At 55.4% G+C, this 18,383-nt stretch carries 19 protein-coding genes; 12 read left to right on the forward strand and 7 right to left on the reverse strand.

Annotation, left to right across the window (positions count from 1 at the left end; all coding sequences use genetic code 11):
• The first annotated feature begins 1 nt into the window (after nt 1).
• The 6 genes from phnL to ATO67_RS09715 all read left to right on the forward strand — a co-directional run bounded on the left by phnL (nt 2) and on the right by ATO67_RS09715 (nt 5,422).
• Nucleotides 2-748: a phosphonate C-P lyase system protein PhnL gene (phnL, locus tag ATO67_RS09690; protein WP_067647634.1), complete on the forward strand. Its 747-nt coding sequence runs from the start codon at nt 2-4 to the stop codon at nt 746-748.
• The gene (locus tag ATO67_RS09695) at nt 745-1,359 is read left to right on the forward strand and encodes an LbetaH domain-containing protein (RefSeq protein WP_067647637.1); all 615 of its coding nucleotides are present in this window, start codon (nt 745-747) and stop codon (nt 1,357-1,359) included. Before phnL ends, ATO67_RS09695 begins: the two co-directional genes overlap by 4 nt.
• An 84-nt stretch (nt 1,360-1,443) precedes the next feature.
• Nucleotides 1,444-2,286, forward strand: coding sequence for a phosphonate ABC transporter ATP-binding protein (gene phnC, locus ATO67_RS09700; RefSeq protein ID WP_067647640.1), 843 nt, complete (start codon nt 1,444-1,446; stop codon nt 2,284-2,286).
• 26 nt (nt 2,287-2,312) lie between these two features.
• The gene (gene phnD / locus ATO67_RS09705) at nt 2,313-3,311 is read left to right on the forward strand and encodes a phosphonate ABC transporter substrate-binding protein (protein ID WP_067647643.1); all 999 of its coding nucleotides are present in this window, start codon (nt 2,313-2,315) and stop codon (nt 3,309-3,311) included.
• Between the two features lie 63 nt (nt 3,312-3,374).
• The gene (phnE, locus tag ATO67_RS09710) at nt 3,375-4,184 is read left to right on the forward strand and encodes a phosphonate ABC transporter, permease protein PhnE (RefSeq protein ID WP_082760219.1); all 810 of its coding nucleotides are present in this window, start codon (nt 3,375-3,377) and stop codon (nt 4,182-4,184) included.
• Between the two features lie 98 nt (nt 4,185-4,282).
• A complete protein-coding gene (locus ATO67_RS09715) occupies nt 4,283-5,422 on the forward strand; it encodes an alpha-D-ribose 1-methylphosphonate 5-triphosphate diphosphatase (RefSeq protein WP_067648269.1) in 1,140 nt (379 codons plus the stop codon).
• A 42-nt stretch (nt 5,423-5,464) separates the two neighbouring features.
• On the opposite strand, the gene ATO67_RS09720 is transcribed toward ATO67_RS09715, so the two are convergent.
• Nucleotides 5,465-5,902 (reverse strand): Lrp/AsnC family transcriptional regulator, encoded by a 438-nt coding sequence (locus ATO67_RS09720; protein WP_067647646.1) that lies wholly within the window; start codon nt 5,900-5,902, stop codon nt 5,465-5,467.
• A 128-nt stretch (nt 5,903-6,030) separates the two neighbouring features.
• Between ATO67_RS09720 and rocF the strand changes: the two genes are divergently transcribed.
• A complete protein-coding gene (gene rocF / locus ATO67_RS09725; protein ID WP_067647648.1) occupies nt 6,031-6,951 on the forward strand; it encodes an arginase in 921 nt (306 codons plus the stop codon).
• 14 nt (nt 6,952-6,965) lie between these two features.
• Nucleotides 6,966-8,048: an ornithine cyclodeaminase gene (locus ATO67_RS09730; RefSeq protein ID WP_067647651.1), complete on the forward strand. Its 1,083-nt coding sequence runs from the start codon at nt 6,966-6,968 to the stop codon at nt 8,046-8,048.
• Here ATO67_RS09730 and ATO67_RS09735 read toward each other — a convergent pair.
• Complete coding sequence (locus tag ATO67_RS09735) at nt 8,043-8,927, reverse strand: DMT family transporter (RefSeq protein WP_067647654.1); 885 nt, start codon at nt 8,925-8,927, stop codon at nt 8,043-8,045. The genes ATO67_RS09730 and ATO67_RS09735 overlap by 6 nt on opposite strands.
• A gap of 216 nt (nt 8,928-9,143) precedes the next feature.
• Here ATO67_RS09735 and ATO67_RS09740 point away from each other — a divergent pair, with 216 nt between their 5' ends.
• From ATO67_RS09740 to ATO67_RS09750, 3 genes are all read left to right on the forward strand, one after another.
• Complete coding sequence (locus ATO67_RS09740) at nt 9,144-10,292, forward strand: mandelate racemase family protein (protein WP_067647657.1); 1,149 nt, start codon at nt 9,144-9,146, stop codon at nt 10,290-10,292.
• A 6-nt stretch (nt 10,293-10,298) separates the two neighbouring features.
• Nucleotides 10,299-10,928 carry an SGNH/GDSL hydrolase family protein gene (locus tag ATO67_RS09745; RefSeq protein ID WP_067647661.1) on the forward strand — a complete coding sequence of 210 codons (630 nt, stop codon included), beginning with the start codon at nt 10,299-10,301 and terminating at the stop codon, nt 10,926-10,928.
• A 75-nt stretch (nt 10,929-11,003) separates the two neighbouring features.
• Nucleotides 11,004-12,602, forward strand: a complete 1,599-nt coding sequence (locus ATO67_RS09750; protein ID WP_067647666.1) for an ABC transporter substrate-binding protein — start codon at nt 11,004-11,006, stop codon at nt 12,600-12,602.
• 68 nt (nt 12,603-12,670) lie between these two features.
• Here the strand turns inward: ATO67_RS09750 and ATO67_RS09755 are convergent, their stop codons facing one another.
• The 5 genes from ATO67_RS09755 to ATO67_RS09770 form a co-directional block, all read right to left on the reverse strand.
• Nucleotides 12,671-13,492 carry a sugar phosphate isomerase/epimerase family protein gene (locus ATO67_RS09755; RefSeq protein WP_067647669.1) on the reverse strand — a complete coding sequence of 274 codons (822 nt, stop codon included), beginning with the start codon at nt 13,490-13,492 and terminating at the stop codon, nt 12,671-12,673.
• Nucleotides 13,489-13,656 (reverse strand): hypothetical protein, encoded by a 168-nt coding sequence (locus ATO67_RS23080; RefSeq protein ID WP_157940951.1) that lies wholly within the window; start codon nt 13,654-13,656, stop codon nt 13,489-13,491. Before ATO67_RS23080 ends, ATO67_RS09755 begins: the two co-directional genes overlap by 4 nt.
• Before the next feature lies 1 nt (nt 13,657).
• The gene (locus tag ATO67_RS09760; protein WP_067647672.1) at nt 13,658-14,821 is read right to left on the reverse strand and encodes a dihydrodipicolinate synthase family protein; all 1,164 of its coding nucleotides are present in this window, start codon (nt 14,819-14,821) and stop codon (nt 13,658-13,660) included.
• A gap of 11 nt (nt 14,822-14,832) precedes the next feature.
• Nucleotides 14,833-15,975 (reverse strand): Gfo/Idh/MocA family protein, encoded by a 1,143-nt coding sequence (locus ATO67_RS09765; protein ID WP_067647676.1) that lies wholly within the window; start codon nt 15,973-15,975, stop codon nt 14,833-14,835.
• A gap of 245 nt (nt 15,976-16,220) precedes the next feature.
• The gene (locus tag ATO67_RS09770) at nt 16,221-16,916 is read right to left on the reverse strand and encodes a TetR/AcrR family transcriptional regulator (RefSeq protein WP_067648272.1); all 696 of its coding nucleotides are present in this window, start codon (nt 16,914-16,916) and stop codon (nt 16,221-16,223) included.
• 121 nt (nt 16,917-17,037) lie between these two features.
• Here ATO67_RS09770 and ATO67_RS09775 point away from each other — a divergent pair, with 121 nt between their 5' ends.
• A complete protein-coding gene (locus tag ATO67_RS09775) occupies nt 17,038-18,327 on the forward strand; it encodes an ABC transporter substrate-binding protein (RefSeq protein ID WP_067647679.1) in 1,290 nt (429 codons plus the stop codon).
• The last annotated feature ends 56 nt before the right edge of the window (nt 18,328-18,383 follow it).

The following is an 18,383-nucleotide window of genomic DNA, read 5'->3' on the forward strand; positions in this document are numbered from 1 at the left end:
AATGACGCTTCTTCACACATCTACGGCGCTTGCCGAAACAATTGTCCTCTCCGCCAGCGACGTGGCGAAGTCTTTCACCATGCATCTGCGCGATGGCATCGTCTTGCCGGTGGTGCGAAACGTCGGCTTCGATCTGCATCGCGGCGAATGCGTCGTGCTGGGAGGCCCATCAGGCGTCGGCAAGTCTTCGATCCTGCGCATGGTTTATGGCAATTACGCGATAGACGAGGGCCAGATACTGGTCCGCGACACTGCATCAGGCGCCATGCATGATCTCGGCGGTGGCGATGCAAGACTCATTTTGGAGCTGCGCCATAACAGCATCGGCTATGTCAGCCAGTTTTTGAGGGCGGTTCCGCGCGTTTCTGCACTGGATATCGTCGCAGAACCTCTGACAGCGCGTGGTTCGAGCCGGGAGGATGCCGTTGTTCGCGCAGCCGCCTTGCTCACAAGGCTCAACTTGCCAGAAGCTCTTTTCGGTCTGCCGCCCGCCACATTTTCGGGCGGTGAAAAGCAGCGCGTCAACATTGCCCGGGGCTTCATCACTGATCATCCCATTCTGTTGCTTGATGAGCCCACCGCCTCGCTCGATGCTGAAAATCGCGATGTGGTCGTGGCGATGATGAAGGAGAAGTTGGCAAAGGGCATCGCCATCCTCGGCATTTTCCACGATCTGCCGGTTCGCGATGCCGTTGCCACGCGGATGCTGGATATCTCTGACTTTTCAGCAAGAAAGACAGCGGCATGACGAAGCTGTCGATTACCCCACTGATCGATCCAGCGGCGCAGGTCACGGATTGCGTGCTGGGACGTTACACGGAAATCGCCGAAGGTTGCCGCATCTCGGAAACGGAACTGGGCGACTATTCCTATATCGAACGGGGCGGGCAGGTTTGGTGTGCCACGATTGGAAAGTTTGTGAATATCGCAGCCAGCGTGCGTATCAATGCCACCAATCACCCCATGGATCGGGCCAGTCTTCACCATTTCACCTACCGTGCAGGCGACTACTGGCCAGGCATGAGTGACGAGGCGGAGTTCTTTGCTGCGCGGCGAGCAAAACGGGTGGTGATCGGTAACGACGTCTGGATTGGTCATGGCGTCACGCTACTTCCGGGCGTCCAGATCGGAAATGGAGCGGTCATCGGCGCGGGCGCGGTCGTTTCTCGTGACGTTGCGCCATACACGATTGTCGGCGGTGTGCCGGCGCGCATGATCCGGGAGCGGTTTGTTGCTTCTACCGGAGAGCGGATGGATCGGCTTGCCTGGTGGGATTGGCCGCATGATCAGCTTTTCGAAGCACTAAACTACTTTCGCAACATGTCGGCGGAAGAGTTTCTGGACCGTTATTGTGGCTGACATAAAAACTTCACTCAACCGTCACCATACCATCATCGAAAGCCGTCCAATGTCCTTCGAACCGACCGGCATCAGGAGCAAGAAATGACCGCGATCACCGTGTCCAATCTCTCGAAGAAATACGGGAATACATGCGCACTCGACTGCGTCAGTCTGACGCTTGAGCGCGGCGAGATGGTTGCGTTGATCGGCGCCTCCGGCTCCGGCAAAAGCACTTTGATCCGTCACATTGCGGGTCTCGAAACCGGTGATGGCCGGAACGGGCGGGTGGAAATACTTGATACCGTATCGCAAAGAGACGGTCGTCTGACTGGCCATGTAAAGCGTGGCGCAGTGTCGGTTCTTTTCCAGCAGTTCAATCTCGTCGGTCGCCTTTCGGTGCTGACAAATGTCCTTATCGGCCTCCTGGGTCGCGTACCCCGGTGGCGCGGAACGCTTGGCCTGTTCAACGCGGCGGAAAAAGATGCGGCACGCGCAGCTCTTGCCCGTGTTGGCATTCCGCAGGTTGCCGTGCAGCGCTCATCGACACTTTCGGGCGGTCAACAACAGCGCGCCGCCATTGCCCGCACGCTGGTTCAGGGCGCGGAAATCCTGATTGCCGACGAGCCGATCTCCGCGCTGGATCCATCTTCCGCGCGCCGTGTGATGGATGTGCTGGCGGATATCAACACGCAAGACCGGATCACGGTTCTGGTGTCGTTGCACCAGGTGGAATACGCCCGTCGTTACTGCAAGCGAACCATCGCCATGCGCAATGGGGCCGTCGTGTTCGATGGCCCGTCGACATCCCTGTCTAACGCATTTCTGGCCGAGCTTTACGGCTCGGCATCGGAAGAGTTGGTCCTGCCGGACGCCCCGGAGGAGCAATCCGCACCCGTGCCTGCCGCGGTACTGCCCAACCGTCAGCCGGTTTTCACGACCGCCTGATTTCCCTTTGTTATCGGAGACCTCCTATGAACGCGATACTGAAAAGCATGGCGGCGATGTCCATCGCCTTTACAATGACCTCTGCTGCCTTCGCGCAGGATGCCACGATCAATTTCGGCATCATTTCCACCGAATCCCAGCAGAACCTCAAGACCAACTGGGATCCGCTTCTTGCCGACATGAAGACGAAAACCGGTCTGGACGTAAAAGCGTTTTTTGCATCCGACTATGCCGGTATCATTGAAGGCATGCGCTTCAACAAGGTGCAAATCGCTTGGTACGGCAACAAGTCCGCCATGGAAGCCGTTGATCGTGCCAATGGTGAAGTCTTCGTCCAAAGCGTACCAATGGGCGGTGAACCGGGTTACTGGTCGGTTGTTATCGTACCAAAGGATTCCCCGATCCAGACCATCGATGACGTCTTGAAATGCGACAAGTCGATCAACTTCGGTCTTGGCGATCCAAACTCCACGTCCGGCTACCTCGTGCCGATGACATTCGTGTTCGGCGCACGCGGGATCGACCCTAAGTCCTGCTTCAAGAATGTGACCAACGCCAACCATGAAACCAACGCCATGGCCGTTGCCAACAAGCAACTGGACGCAGCCGCCAACAACACTGAAAACATGGCGTTGATCAAGCAGAACAAGCCGGACGCCTTTGCCAATATTCGCGAAGTCTGGCGTTCGCCTTTGATTCCTTCCGATCCGATCGTTTGGCGCAAGGATATCCCGGATGAAGCAAAGACCAAGCTGCGCGAGTTCTTCCTGACCTACGGTACGGACAAGTCGACAGGCAATGTCGCCGAAGAAAAGAAGATTTTGGCCGGTCTGAAATGGGCCCCTTTCCGGGCCTCGACCGACAAGCAGCTTCTGCCGATTCGCGTCATGGAACTGTCGAAGTCGATTGCGCAGGCGCAGGCTGACGCATCTTTGTCCGCCGAAGCCAAGGCCTCCAAGATCAAGGATTTGACGGAAAAGAAGAGCAAGTTCGAAGCTGAACTCGCCACAGCTTCGAAGACCTGATCGTCCTGAAATCTTTAGGGCGGGTCTTTCTGACCCGCCCCTCTCCATCACCGGGTTGAAGACATGAGCGAAATATCCGTCCAAAACAAAACGATCCTCTCAGCTCAGGCAAAGCAACCTGGCAGTCTGCGCAATGGTTTGCTCACACTGGTCGTCCTGGCAGCTTTGGTCATCAGCTGGGGGCCGGCCGAAATGGGCCGATGGACCTATCTCTTTACCGACAGCGGGAACATGGCAACCTATGCCAAGGACTTCCTGAAGCCCGACTTCACCACCTGGCAATATTACCTGGAAGAGATGGTCGTCACGGTCCAGATCGCCGTATGGGGAACCTTTCTCGCCGTGCTTTTGTCGATACCGTTCGGCATTTTGTCTGCCCACAACATGGCCCCTTGGTGGATCAATCAACCCATTCGGCGCCTCATGGACATGTTCCGCGCGATCCATGAGATCGTCTTCGCCGTACTCTTCGTCGTCGCTGTCGGACTTGGTCCATTTGCGGGTGTCATGGCGTTGTTCATTCACACCACCGGTATTCTGGCCAAGCTGTTTTCTGAAGCGGTGGAGGCCATTGATCCGCGTCCCGTCGAGGCAATCCGCACGACCGGTGCATCGCGTATTCAGCAGGTCATATTCGGTGTCATCCCGCAGGTTCTACCACTATGGATTTCGTTTTCGCTCTATCGTCTCGAATCCAACATCCGCTCCGCAACCGTCTTGGGATTGATCGGGGCGGGCGGTATCGGCCAGGTTCTTTTCGAATCGATCCGTGGTTTCTACTATCCGCAGGCATCCGCCATCATCATCATCGTCGTTTTGACGGTGACACTGATGGACCTCATCTCGCAGCAACTTCGCAGGATCGTCATCTGATCCTAAATTACGACTGAGGTCGTCCAGACCGATCTTCGAGCCGGTCGCTTCTTTCTCCAAAGCCGTTTATCGACGGCGCAGCAAACCGAATGATTCCCATGCAAAATGAACTCGTCTTCACCAATTGTGCCATCGTCCTTCATGACGAGATAATCACCGGCACATTGCTCGTTCGCGATGGAAAAATCGCAGGTATCGCGCCGGGACAATCGTCTTCGGGAATAGATATGGAAGGCGATTATGTGATCCCCGGCTGCGTGGAATTGCATACGGATCACCTTGAAACCCATCTCATGCCGCGCCCAAAAGTGCATTGGAACATGCACGCCGCACTTCAGGCTCATGACGGGCAGATCGCAACCGCTGGCATCACGACGGTGTTCGATGCCATCAGGGTCGGAATGGACGGCGATACTGAGCTTGGTTCAGATGAAATGTCCGCCATTGCACAAACGATTTCAACAGCAACGGCGGCAAAGCGGTTGCGTGCTGAACATTTCATCCATCTTCGCTGCGAGGTTTCCATGCCCGACGCGGTGGAGCATTTCGATGAAATGAAAAACAATGATCGCGTCAGGCTGGCGTCCCTGATGGACCACGCTCCCGGCCAGCGGCAGTTCGTCAGCCTCGAAGCATACCGCATCTATTATCAGGGGAAGAAAAAGCTGTCCGATGCCGACTTCGCGGCCTTCAGTGAAAGACGCATTGCGCAGTCCGATGCCTACTCAGCAAAACACCGGCGTCTTATCGCCGAGCGCTGTCACGCAGCCGGCATATCCATCGCCTCACATGATGACGCCACCGCTGAACATGTGGCTGAAGGCATCGAGCTCGGAATTTCGCTTGCAGAGTTTCCGACAACGGTAGCGGCGGCACAGCTTTCACGAGACGCTGGCCTGCAGGTGCTGATGGGAGCACCCAATGTGGTGCGCGGCGGCTCCCATTCGGGCAATGTTTCGGCGCTCGAACTTATTGAAAAGGGTGCGCTAGACATATTGTCATCCGACTACGTGCCTTTCAGTCTGTTGCAGGCCGCTTTTCTTTTGTCCGAAAGACGCATCATCGATTTGCCGCATGCGATCCGATTGATTTCGGCAAATCCGGCCGACGCTGCCAAGCTTTCGGATCGGGGGCGTATCGAAGTCGGGCGCAGAGCCGATCTCGTCAGGGTTCGCGCGACCACTGGCCTGCCTCCTTTGATTGATGGCGTTTGGCGCGAAGGGCTTCGCATCGCGTGAGCAGCAAAACGTGACCGGTTGGATGCGGATTTAATGATCCTTTTAAAGCCGGGCTTTCGTTGAGCGGGATGTCGAAAGCAGCAGGCTGGTTTCACTGCCTGTGATACCCGGAACAAGCCGAATGCGCCGCAGGACGGAATCAAAATTGCTGAGCGTCGAAGCGCTGAGTTCAACGATGAGATCCCATCGACCATTGGTGGAGTGGATTTCGGAGATTTCCTGAAATCCACCCAATGTCCGAATGACCTTGTCTGTCACGTGGCCTTCGATCTCAATCATCATGATGCCGCGGACGGCCTCTTCCACGGCATCGGCTCGCAATATGACAGTGTAGCCGATAATCGTGCCGCTCGCTTCCATTCGTTCGATGCGGGCGCGTACCGTGGCTCGGGACGTCGCTGTTTCCAGTGCGAGATCCGAGATGCTGCGACGACCGTTATGCCGCAAAAGCGTAATCAACTTCTCATCCAGATTGTCCATGATATACCATTTTGATAAATCTATTTTTCAAAATGGTAAGATAATAATTCTATTTTGCCAATCTTTATCGTTCAATCTGCCGCATCCCAGTGTTTCAATTCGTCTCGTGAATTGGATGGGAGACGCTTATGGATTGCAGGCTTATCGGGGTGCCGCTACAGATCGGTGCCGGGCAGCTGGGTTGCGAGATGGGGCCAAGCGCGCTTCGTATTGCGGGATTGAAATCATCGCTCGAAGACCTTGGGCATTCCGTTATCGATGTGGGCAATATAACGCCCGCGCCGCTGCGTGATTTTGCTCATCCAAACGCTGCGGTTCATCATTTGTCCGAGACGGTCGCCTGGACAGAAGCATTGGCAGAAATCGCCTATCGCGAAAGTCACAATGCGATGCCGATATTTTTAGGGGGCGACCACGCCATTTCTGCGGGTAGCGTGACCGGTGTTGCGCGACGTGCAGCAGAGCTCGACCGGCCATTATTCGTGTTGTGGCTGGACGCGCATACCGATTATCATACGCTTGAAACGACGCGCACCGGCAATCTGCATGGTACACCCGTAGCCTATTACAGCGGTCGTAAGGGGTTTGAAGGCTATTTCCCGGAGGTCAAAAATCCTGTCGATCCAGCGAACATCTGCATGATTGGGATTCGCAGCGTCGATCCTGCGGAAAGTGCAGCGCTCAAGGAAACCGGTGTGACCATCCATGACATGCGAATGATCGATGAGCACGGCGTTGCGGTTCTCCTGCGTGCGTTTCTTGAACGTGTCGTGGCCGCCAACGGTCTTTTGCATGTCAGCCTCGATGTGGATTTTCTCGACCCTTCCATCGCGCCTGCTGTGGGGACCACGGTGCCGGGCGGGGCAACATTTCGTGAAGCGCATCTGGTCATGGAAATGCTGTGCGATAGCGGGCTGGTATCCAGTCTCGACCTCGTAGAACTCAATCCCTTTCTCGATGAGCGCGGTCGAACCGCTCGTTTGATGGTGGACCTGACAGCAAGCTTGATGGGCAAGCGCGTCATGGACCGTCCGACGAGAGCAGGGTAGGAGGAAACGCCGCCATGAATACCATACCGGATATCAACATCGTTCCTTTCATCAGCGTCGACAACATGATGAAGCTCGTGCTCAAAGTGGGAATCGATACGTTCCTGCGAGAACTGGCAGGCGTCATAGAAGAGGATTTTCTGCGATGGGAAACATTCGACAAGACGCCGCGTATCGCGTCGCACTCCGAAGAGGGTGTCATAGAATTGATGCCGACCAGTGACGGCAAGCTTTACGGCTTCAAATACGTCAACGGCCATCCCAAAAACACCAGACAAGGCCGCCAGACGGTAACCGCTTTCGGCGTGCTGTCGGACGTTGGAAACGGCTATCCCATGTTGCTGTCGGAGATGACGATCCTGACCGCCTTGCGGACAGCGGCAACGTCAGCGGTCGCAGCAAAATATCTTGCTCGTACAGACGCGAAATCCATGGCCATCATCGGCAACGGAGCGCAGAGCGAGTTTCAAGCCCGTGCCTTCAAGGCCATTTTGGGAGTTGACCAGCTTCGTCTTTACGATATCGATCCCGCTGCCAGTTTGAAATGTCAGCGAAATCTGGAAGGTCAGGGTTTCTCCATTTTGATCTGCAAAAGTGCAGAAGAAGCCGTGGAGGGTGCTGATATCATCACCACCGTTACCGCGGACAAACAATATGCGACAATCCTGACGGACAACATGGTCGGCCCGGGCACTCACATCAATGCTGTCGGTGGGGATTGCCCTGGCAAAACCGAATTGCACAGGGATATTTTGCTGCGATCTGATATTTTCGTGGAGTATCCGATGCAAACCCGCATCGAAGGCGAGGTACAGCAACTGCCTTCGGATCACCCTGTCACGGAGCTTTGGCAGGTGATGTCGGGCCTTGCCGACGGGCGAAAAACGGATCGTCAGATAACGCTATTCGACAGTGTCGGTTTTGCCATCGAAGATTTCTCGGCTCTACGCTATGTCAGGTCGAAACTGGCGGCCACCGGATTTTACGAGCGGCTGGATTTACTGGCCGATCCAGATGAGCCGCGCGATCTCTATGGCATGTTATTGCGATGCGAGGCTTCGATGCTATCCACCTCTCCGCAGAAAATCGTTTCATAGTCGCTCTCGCCGTGCTCTACGTGCGACCATCTGTTCTCGCCATATTGTGAACAATCCTGCCGCGACGACGATTGCCGCGCCGACAACCATGTGGATGCTCAACGTCTCTCCGAACAGGCTGATGCCAATGATGGAGACCAGCACCAGCTGGTAATAGGAGAATGGCTGTACAGAAGCGGCATCCGCAAGTTCAAAGGCGCGGATGAGGAGGTAGTGGCCGCTCATGCCGGTTATGCACAGTGCCACCATCCAGCCCCAGTCGGCGGGTGACATATTGACCCAGAAAAATGGTCCAACCAGCGTCAAGGCAAAAGCGCCAGGGACGCCGGTATAAAAAAAGCTTGTGATGGCGGTATCGGTCCGGCTGGCAAGCCGCGTCAGCACACCGTAAAGGCCGAGCAAAACCGCAGCGGCAAATGTGATGACCAGCGTTGGATCGAAGCCGTTCTCATCCGGCTTGAGAATGACGAGGACGCCGAGAAAGCCGACAAGAATCGCCGACCAACGCCGCCACCCAACTTTTTCCCCCAAAATCGGCACGGATAGAGCAGCTACGATCAGCGGCGTGGATGCCAGTATTGAATGCGTATGGGCGAGTCCGACGATCGAGAAAGAGATGATGGAGAGTACGATCTGCACGGCGAGAATGACGCCCCGACTGGCCTGAAGCCAGAAGCGGTTCGTGGATATCGTTTGCCGAAACCCACCATTCGCCCTCAAGGCAAGAATCACGACGAAAACGGCGAAGGCCCAGTAGCGCACCATTGCCACAAAAACCGGGGGATAGGCAGAGCCAAGATGTTTTGAAATGCCATCCTGCGCAGCGAAAATCGTGAAAGCTGCAAGCGCGTAAAGGTATCCTACTGATTGGGGAGGCATTGGACGGCTCAGTTTTTTTGCAGGCGTGAAGGGCGTAGGTCTTAGGTAACTTATTATCGCAGGATGCAAAATGAGAAAGTGGAGATTGTCGAGATATAGAGCGAGCGGCGTTCAGCGAAAAACAACATGTCATACATATTTGACAAATATTCGATTATCTGTCTAATAGGATGAATTGCAGATTGTCATGGCCGCCGGGCGGTATCGGGAGGATAGATGATTATTACCGACGTTGAAGTACGGGTGTTCAGGACAACGACTCGTCGGCATTCCGATAGCGCCGGACACGCTCATCCCGGTCCTGCGCATCAGGTTGAGCAGGCTATGTTGACAATCCGCACGGAAAACGGTGATGAGGGGCATTCCTTTACGGCACCGGAAATCGTGCGCCCGCACGTTATCGAAAAGTTCGTCAAGAAAGTTCTGATTGGCCAAGACCATCGGGATCGTGAGCGTCTGTGGCAAGATCTGGCGCACTGGCAACGCGGATCTGCGGCGCAATTAACCGACCGGACACTTGCTGTCGTAGACTGCGCGTTGTGGGATCTGGCCGGGCGTTCCCTCGGTCAACCTGTATACAAGTTGATCGGTGGTTACCGGGATAAGGTCCTTGCCTACGGCTCGATCATGTGTGGCGATGAGTTGGAGGGCGGTCTTGCAGCGCCTGATGATTACGGTCGTTTTGCTGAAACATTGGTCAAGCGCGGCTATAGAGGTATCAAGCTGCACACCTGGATGCCACCTGTCAGTTGGGCCCCGGATGTAAAGATGGACCTGAAAGCTTGCGCTGCCGTTCGAGAAGCGGTGGGTCCAGATATCCATTTGATGATCGACGCCTTTCACTGGTATTCCCGCACGGACGCGCTGGCCTTGGGTCGGGGTCTGGAAAAACTCGATTTCGACTGGATCGAGGAGCCTATGGATGAACAGTCCATGTCATCCTACAAATGGCTTGCGGACAACCTCGATATTCCGATCGTCGGACCTGAAAGTGCCGCTGGCAAGCACTGGCACCGGGCCGAATGGTTGAAAGCCGGCGCCTGCGATATTCTTCGAACCGGCGTCAACGATGTTGGCGGCATTACACCTGCTTTGAAGACCATGCATCTGGCCGAGGCTTTTGGCGTGGAGTGTGAGGTGCACGGTAACACCGCCATGAATCTGCATGTGGTTGCAGCCACAAAAAACTGCCGCTGGTACGAGCGGGGATTGCTGCATCCATTCCTCGAATATGATGACGGTTTCGATTATCTGAAAACGCTCTCAGATCCTATGGATGCGGAAGGATTCGTGCATGTGCCGGATCGCGCCGGGTTGGGTGAAGACATCGATTTTGATTTCATCGAAAACAACCGGGTGAGGTAGGTTGAGGTGAAAACAATTCTTGCTTTCGGCGACAGTCTGACATGGGGTGCGAACCCGGCGACGGGATTGCGCCATCCACCTCAGTATCGCTGGCCGGACGTGCTGGAAGCCGAACTTGGTGGTGAAGCCAAGGTTATTGCAGAAGGCTTGGGCGGGCGCACCACCTGTTACGACGACCACACCGGCCCTTCCTGCCGCAACGGTGCGAAAGCGCTGGAAGTTGCGCTGGCCAGCCACATGCCGCTTGATCTTGTCATCATCATGCTGGGAACGAACGATCTCAAACCGGTCCACGGCGGTCAGGCGGAAACTGCCGTATCAGGCATGCGGCGCTTGGCGCAGATTGTCGAGATGTTTCCCTACAAACCAAGGATAGCGCAACCGCGGTTGCTGATAGTCGCACCACCGCCATGTGTCGAGGGACTTTCCGGCAAACCGGCTGCGGGGCGCAGAATTGCCGAGTCAGAGCGTCTCGCCCCCCTGTATGAGACGCTGGCGCAAGATGCAGACTGCGCATTTTTCGACGCCGGAACTGTTTCGAAAGCGTCACCCGTCGATGGCGTTCATCTGGATGCCGAGGAAACCGCAAAAATAGGCCGTGCATTGGTTGCACCCGTTCGTGCCATTCTTTGCTGACTGGTCCGCCGCAGAGGAGTGCGGTGGATCGAGAATTGAACGCCGTAAGCTAAAAACGGCTCTTTGGGAGGAAACATGAGACAATTTTTCACGACAGTAGCGCTCGGCGCCTTGTTGATCGGCGCTATCCCGCTCGACGCTATGGCAGATACACCGAAAGACCAACTTGTTGTCGCAACGACGATGAACAACATCCTGACGCTGGACCCGGCGGCCATCACGGGGCGCGAGACAGTGCAGGTCTTGAACAACGTCTATGACACGCTTGTCATCCTCTCCGAAAAGGACCGCAGCATTCAGCCGCGCCTAGCCGAGCGCTGGGAAGTGTCAGACGAGCGCAATTCCATCCGGTTTCATCTTCGCAAGGATGCCAAGTTCGCATCTGGAAATCCCGTGACGGCGCAAGACGTTGTCTGGAGCCTCAAGCGCGTTTTGTCACGCAATCTGGCGCAGTCATCCTTCCTCAAGACCAGAGGTTATAAGGTCGAGGAAGCAGACAGGCTTTTTGTAGCGGAAGATGACTATACCTTCGTCATAAACTTGCCCAAACCAGACGACCCGAACCTGCTGCTGATGATCCTCGGCCAGAACGGTCCCGGATCCATCATCGACAGCAAGACCGCGCTTGAAAACGAAAAAGACGGAGATCTCGGGGCCGCGTGGCTGACATTGAATTCCGCAGGGTCCGGCCCGTTTAAGTTGGGGCAGTGGAAATCCAACGAGTTCATCATTCTCACTCGCAATGACGATTATTGGGGTGAAAAGCCTGCCATGAAGCGCGTGCTGATGCGCCACCTTCCTGAATCACAGTCACAGCGCCTGATGCTTGAAAAAGGCGATATCGATGTCGCCTATTCCTTGCAGGCACCGGATTTGAAGTCGCTTGAGGCTGATAAGGAGATTACCATCGAGTCCACCCCAGGTTCGGGGTTCTACTACCTCGGCGTTTCGATGAAAGACGAACGCTTTGCCAACAAGAAAGTCCGCGAGGCGCTTCGTTATCTCATCGATTACGACGGTCTGGATAAGGCGGTCATGCCTTACTACGGCAAGCTCCACCAGCGCCCTATCAGCTCTGGCGTTCTCGGTTCTTTGCCGGATGAGGGCTTCAAGCTGGATGTGCCGAGAGCAAAAGCATTACTTGCCGAAGCTGGCTACCCCAACGGCTTCAAAGCGACACTTCGTGTACTTTCCGAAGACCCTTTCATGAAGGCCGCAACAGCAATTCAGAATACATTGGCGCAGGCGGGCATTCAGGCCGAACTGATCAGCGGTTCTGGTGATCAGATTTATGGCGCGATGCGTGAGCGTAAATTCGAACTTCTCGTCGGTCGCGGCGGCGGCGGTCAGCAGCCACACCCGGACAACAATCTGCGCGCCATGGCGTATAACCCTAACAATGCCGATGAGGCCAAGCTTACCAATTATCAGGGTTGGCGCACGAGCTTTTTCGATGAAAAGCTGAATACGATGATTGAACAGGCCTTGGTGGAACGCGACTCTGCCAAACAGGCAAAAGCCTATGAGGATATTCAGGCTTACATGGACGGCGTCGTCCTTTCGATCCAGCCATTCTCGGAGGTTGTTGATACGGCTGCTTACCGAAGCGATATCAAAGGCATGATCGTAAGCCCTTGGTATTCCCGTTTTGACGTTGTCCGCAAGGAGCGTTGACGCTCAGAGGCTTATCTCCGTCATCTCCAGGGATGACGGAGATATTAAGGTAAAGGCATGGAAACGCTCTAACAAACGGTCTTGTATCTCTCGACTACGGTAGACAACACTTCATCTACTGGTCGGGCGTTCCAGTCATAGGAAAAAATTTCCACTTCCTGCGGGCCAGAAAACCCGGCCTTTTCGATCATCCGGCGGAAGCCTTTCAGATCAACGATGCCGTCACCCATCATGCCCCGGTCGTTGAGCGGGTCTTTGGTCGGCACCAGCCAGTCGCAGATGTGGTGCGCAAGGATTTGACCGTTTTGGCCAGCGCGTGCCACTTGTTCCTCCAACTCCGGGTCCCACCACACATGGTAGACATCAATAGCGACGCCCGTGCCGGCACCCAGCTTGTCGCAAAGATCAAGCGATTGTTTCAACGTGTTGAAACAGGCTCGGTCTGCAGCGTAAAACGGATGCAAAGGCTCTATGGCGAGCGGGATTCCGGCCTGTTTGGCATAAGGCAGAAGCTCTGCCATGCCATCTTCCACCATCTGGCGCGCACCACGAATGTCTCTTGAGCCCGCAGGCAATCCCCCGACGACCAGCACGAGGCAGTCAGCTTTCAAGGCGGAAGCTTCCTCTACCGCACGCTTGTTGTCCTCAATGGCATTGCGACGACCTTGTTCATCCGCTGCCGGGAAAAAGCCACCTCTGCAGAGGCCGCTGAGACGAATGCCGTTTTGATCAACGATGCGGACCGCTTCGGCAAGGCCAATGCCATGCACCTGATCTCGCCAGGGGGAAATGGTGGTTATACCGTGCGCAAGGCATGCATCCACCATCGTAGCAAACGATCCGCCCTGTTTGATCGTGGCAAAGTTGATTGAAAGACCTTCGAGGCTCATGTGGTCTTCTCCTCTGATTGAAGCGTCTGAAATGTTGCCTGCGCAGCATTTTGCGCGACACCGAGACCTTTGGTGGCGGCACCGAACCGAAAGCTAATACGCATCGTCAGACGCCGCTCGTAGATGGCGATTTCCTTGACCTTCAAAAAGGGTGCATCGGGCATATCAATAAACACCCCGGACGGTGAGGAAACTCTTCATCCGCCGGGTCGCCTCATCCGTGTCACTCAGCACGTTGGCTTTATCGGCAAGACGGAAAAGCTCTGCGAAATGCAACGTCGACCGCGTACTTTCCTGTCCGCCGATCATGGTGAAATGATCTTGCAGCCCGTTGAGATAGGCTAGAAACACCACGCCCGTTTTATAGAAACGGGTGGGCGCCTTGAAGATATGGCGAGACAGAGCAACGGTTGGTTCGAGAACGTCGTGGAATTCCGCATTGGCTCCATTCTTCAAACACGCCAACGCCTTGGATGCGGCGGGCGCGATGGCATCGAAAATGCCCAGAAGGGCGTCTGAATGGCCGGATTCGTCACCCTCGATCAGTTCCGCATAGTTGAAGTCGTCGCCCGTATACATGCGCACGCCTGCTGGCAAGCGGCGACGCATCTCGATTTCCTTTTCTTTCGACAGAAGAGAAATCTTGATACCATCGATCTTGTCGGCATTTGCTGCCAGCATTTCCAGGCAGGTGTCCATGGCTGCCATATGGTCTTTCGAACCCCAGTAACCTTCGAGCGCAGGGTCGAACATTTCGCCGAGCCAGTGAATGATGACCTTATCTTTGGCATTGGAGAGAACGTGGGCATAGGTTTCCAGATAATCATCCGGCGACGTCGCACTGGCAGCAAGTGCGCGGCTTGCCATAAGAATAACGCGCCCGCCTTCACCTTGGACAAAGTCCAGTTGTTCTTGATAAGCCTCAACGATTTGGTGGAGGCTATAGTCGGTGCCGACAAGGTGATCCGTGCCGACGCCGCAGGCTATGAGCGCATCTTTACGGGTCGCTGCTTCTTTTAATGCCCGGGAAATGAGTTCCTGCGCTTGTGGCCAGCCCAACCCCATACCGCGTTGTGCGGTGTCCATGGCCTCCGCCACGCCAAGACCCAAATCCCAAAGGCGGTGGCGAAAGCGCAATGTGGCTTCCCAATCGATTGCCGGTGTCAGCCATGGATCGTTATCCGCAAACGGGTCGGCCACAACGTGGGCTGCAGCGTAAGCGATACGGTTGAAATCAGCGGCGCTACGTTGTTCGAGCGGAATAGGTGTGCCGCTGAGGGTGTAAGTCTTTATCGAGCGGTCGTTTTTGGGTAGTTTGAGTTGGGTCATTCCGACCTCCCTCAAGAAATCTTGGGAACGTCGAGCCAGCGACGCTCCTTCCAGGATTGAAGGCCGAGTTCTGCGAGCTGCACGCCCTTTACGCCCTCCATGAGACCATAAGGCCAGGGTTCGTTATCGGACAGATGACGCACGAACATCTCCCATTGCGCCTTGAAACCGTTGTCGTAGACGATGTTGTCAGGCACTTCCTGCCATGTCTTATAGAAATCGATTGTCTGTGGCTGGTCCGGGTTCCATACGGGTTTTGGTGTGTTGGTGCGATGCTGTGTCCAGCATTTGGTAAGGCCGGCCACTGCCGATCCATGGGTGCCATCTACCTGAAACGTCACGAGATCATCCCGGCGAACGCGCACCGCCCAGGACGAATTGATATGCGCGATCACTCCGCCTTCAAGCTCGAATGTGGCATAGGCGGCGTCATCGGCATCGGCGACGTAAGCGTTGCCCTGTTCGTCGAAACGCTGCGGAATGTGTGTCGCGCCAAGGCAACTGACGGCTTTTACTTCGCCAAACAGGTTGTCCAGCACATAACGCCAATGGCAAAGCATATCGAGAATGATACCGCCCCCATCTTTCTGGCGGTAATTCCATGACGGACGCTGCGCCGGTTGCCAGTCACCTTCGAAAACCCAATAGCCGAACTCGCCCCGCACAGACAGGATTTTGCCGAAAAAACCGCTATCGCGGAGCATGGCCAGCTTGCGGAGGCCGGGCAGAAAGAGCTTATCCTGGACTACGCCGTGTTTGATGCCGGCGCTCTCCGCCAGCTTGGCAACGGCGATCGCCTCTTCCGTATTGTCGGAGATCGGCTTCTCGCAATAAACGTTCTTGCCGGCTTGGATGGCCTTCGTCAGCAGGCTGCCGCGCATCTGCGTTGTTCCGGCATCGAAAAACAGCGTGTCGTCAGGGTTTGCCAAGGCCGCATCGATATCGGTCGTCCAGCGCGCGACATTGTGCTTCTTGGCAATCGCTTCAATCTTGTCGCCGTTGCGCCCCACCAGAATGGGGTCGAGCATGACCTTCTCGCCGCTCTTCAGGGTGACGCCGCCCTGATCACGGATTGCCAGAACAGAACGAACAAGGTGCTGATTATATCCCATCCGGCCGGTGATGCCGTGCATGATGACGCCGATACGCTGCATGAAACTTCCTCCCAAGGCGCCCCACTCCCGTCAAGGCGCAGCCTCTCACTTTCGAAATTTGTAACCAATTGGTTATTTGTTGTTGGGGGAGGGCGTTTTTGTCAAGCGGTTTTTGATGCAAAAAATTACGATGGAGTTTGCACGGATATCCGTGGTAAAGGCTGCCTGTACTCGCCATGGGTTGAGATATTCCGCATGTGCGAAGACGAGAACGATTGTTCTTGTTGGGTAATTTAAAAAGGCGGTCAAAATGGCCGCAGTGCAGCAATCACCGTACTGACGATATGCTGGCCCCAGCGCTCCAGCTCTGCGGGTGCCGCTAGATCGCGCTGGAAGATCGTGGATAGCGTAAAACGGTTGGACAGATAGAAAAACCCAAGCGAGGCGATGGTCAGGTAGACGTCGACCGGATCCAGTCCGGCGCGAAAATCGCCGCTTTCCTCCCCGCGTCGTAGGACGTCTTTCAACTCGGAAATAAAATTGGAATGCATTTCCGGAATGGTGGTGGATTGACGCAAGTATCTGGCTTGATTGAGATTTTCGGTTGCTAGAATGCTTAGGAACTCCGGATGATCGAGGTAATAGTGCCAGGTGAACAGGGCAAGTTCCCGCAAGCTGTCGACGGGTGGTTTGCGGGCCAGATCAAGCCGGTGTTCCGCATTGCGAATGTGTTGATAAGCGTCCTCCAACACGGCCAGATAGAGCGCGTCCTTGTCGCCGAAGTAGTGGTAGATCATGCGTTTGTTGGTGCCCGCGCGTCTTGCCACCACGTCGATCCGCGCACCGGCAAGTCCCTTTGCGGCAACCTCCCGCCGGGCCGCTTCGAGGATGGCGGCTCGAGTTCGTTCCGGGTTGCGAGACTGGACAGCCGATTTTTTAGCGGTCTTCTTTTCGGTTGTGTCGCCCGTTTTCTCAGAAACTGTTTTGTTGGTTTCGTCCATCTTTATTGGCCGCTTGACAATGGTGTTGATCAGTGTTCCCATGTAACCAGATAGTTATAAAACGGCAAGCGCTGTTTATCGACATCATTCAATTTGGCAGTCAATTAGGGAGGAGTTGCCAATGTCCATGATGATTCAAAGACGTGCGGTTTTAACCGCAGGTCTCGCTGCATTGTCGCTTGCGACAATGGGCGGGGGATCTGCTTTAGCGCAGGCGGCGCGTATTCGCCTGCTGTGGTGGGGGTCGCAAGAACGTGCTGATCGTACGAACAAGGCGATTGCCGCGTTCAAACAGGTCAAGCCAGATCTCGATATAGCCGGTGAGTTTGCCGGTTGGTCGGATTATTGGCCGCGCCTTGCAACGCAGGTTGCAGGTCGTAACGCGCCTGACCTCATCCAGATGGATTACCGCTATATTTTCGAATATGCGCGGCGTGGAGCTCTCGCGCCACTCGATGAATATCTTGGAAAAAGCCTGAAAATCGAAGATTTCGGGGTGCCGAACATCGATTCCGGCCGTGTGGACGGCAAGCTTTACGGCATTAATCTCGGCGTGAACTCAAGCGCTGTTTTCTTTGATGCGGCAGGTTGGGAAAAGACAGGCGCCAAGCCCCCTTCCGCTGGACAGACATGGGAAGAGTTTGCAAAGAGTGCTGCCGAGTTTGGCAAGAACAAACCCAAGCCTGGTTATTATGCCACGGCAGACGCCAGCGGTGTCGAGCCGAGCTTTGAAAACTGGCTGAGACAAAGCAAAAAATCACTGTTCAGTGAAGACGGTGCGCTTGGCTACGATGCCAAGGACGCATCGCAGTGGTTTACGATGTGGGCCGACATGCGTGAAGCCGGTGGCTGCGTGCCTGCCGATATTCAGGCGCTCGACCAGTTGAGCATCGAAACCAACCCGTTGACCACCGGTAAGGCGGCGACAGCGTTTGCGCACTCCAACCAGTTTGTCGGTTACCAGGCCGTCAACAAGTCGAAGCTTTCCATTACATCATACCCGAAGGTATCCAAGGACACACCGTCCGGACACTATCTAAAGCCTTCGATGCTGATGAGCGTGGCGAATGGCAGCGCCGGTATCGCAGCGGCGGTTGATTTCATCAACTTCGTTGTCGCTGTGCCAGAGGGCGTGGATATTCTGGGGGTCGAGCGGGGTGTGCCAGCCTCTGCGTCCATGCGAGATCAGTTGAGCCCCAAGCTGAACGATGTCAGTAAGGCGATGGTCGAATATATCGCCGAAGTCACGCCGGGCGTCGGGCCTCTGCCACCAGCACCGCCTCCGGGCGCAGGAGAATTTGCTTTCGTTCTCAAGCGTACGTCGGAAGAGGTTGCGTTCGGCAAGATCACGCCGGAACAGGGTGGCGAAAAGCTCGTCAAAGAAGCGGAAACCGTCATCAAGCGGAAGTAAACATTCATGACGTTTCAATCCGATATGACCCATAGGGAGGGCCGCACCGCGGCTCT

It is taken from the genome of Agrobacterium bohemicum (assembly GCF_001562555.1).
Classification (GTDB): Bacteria; Pseudomonadota; Alphaproteobacteria; order Rhizobiales; family Rhizobiaceae; genus Agrobacterium; species Agrobacterium bohemicum.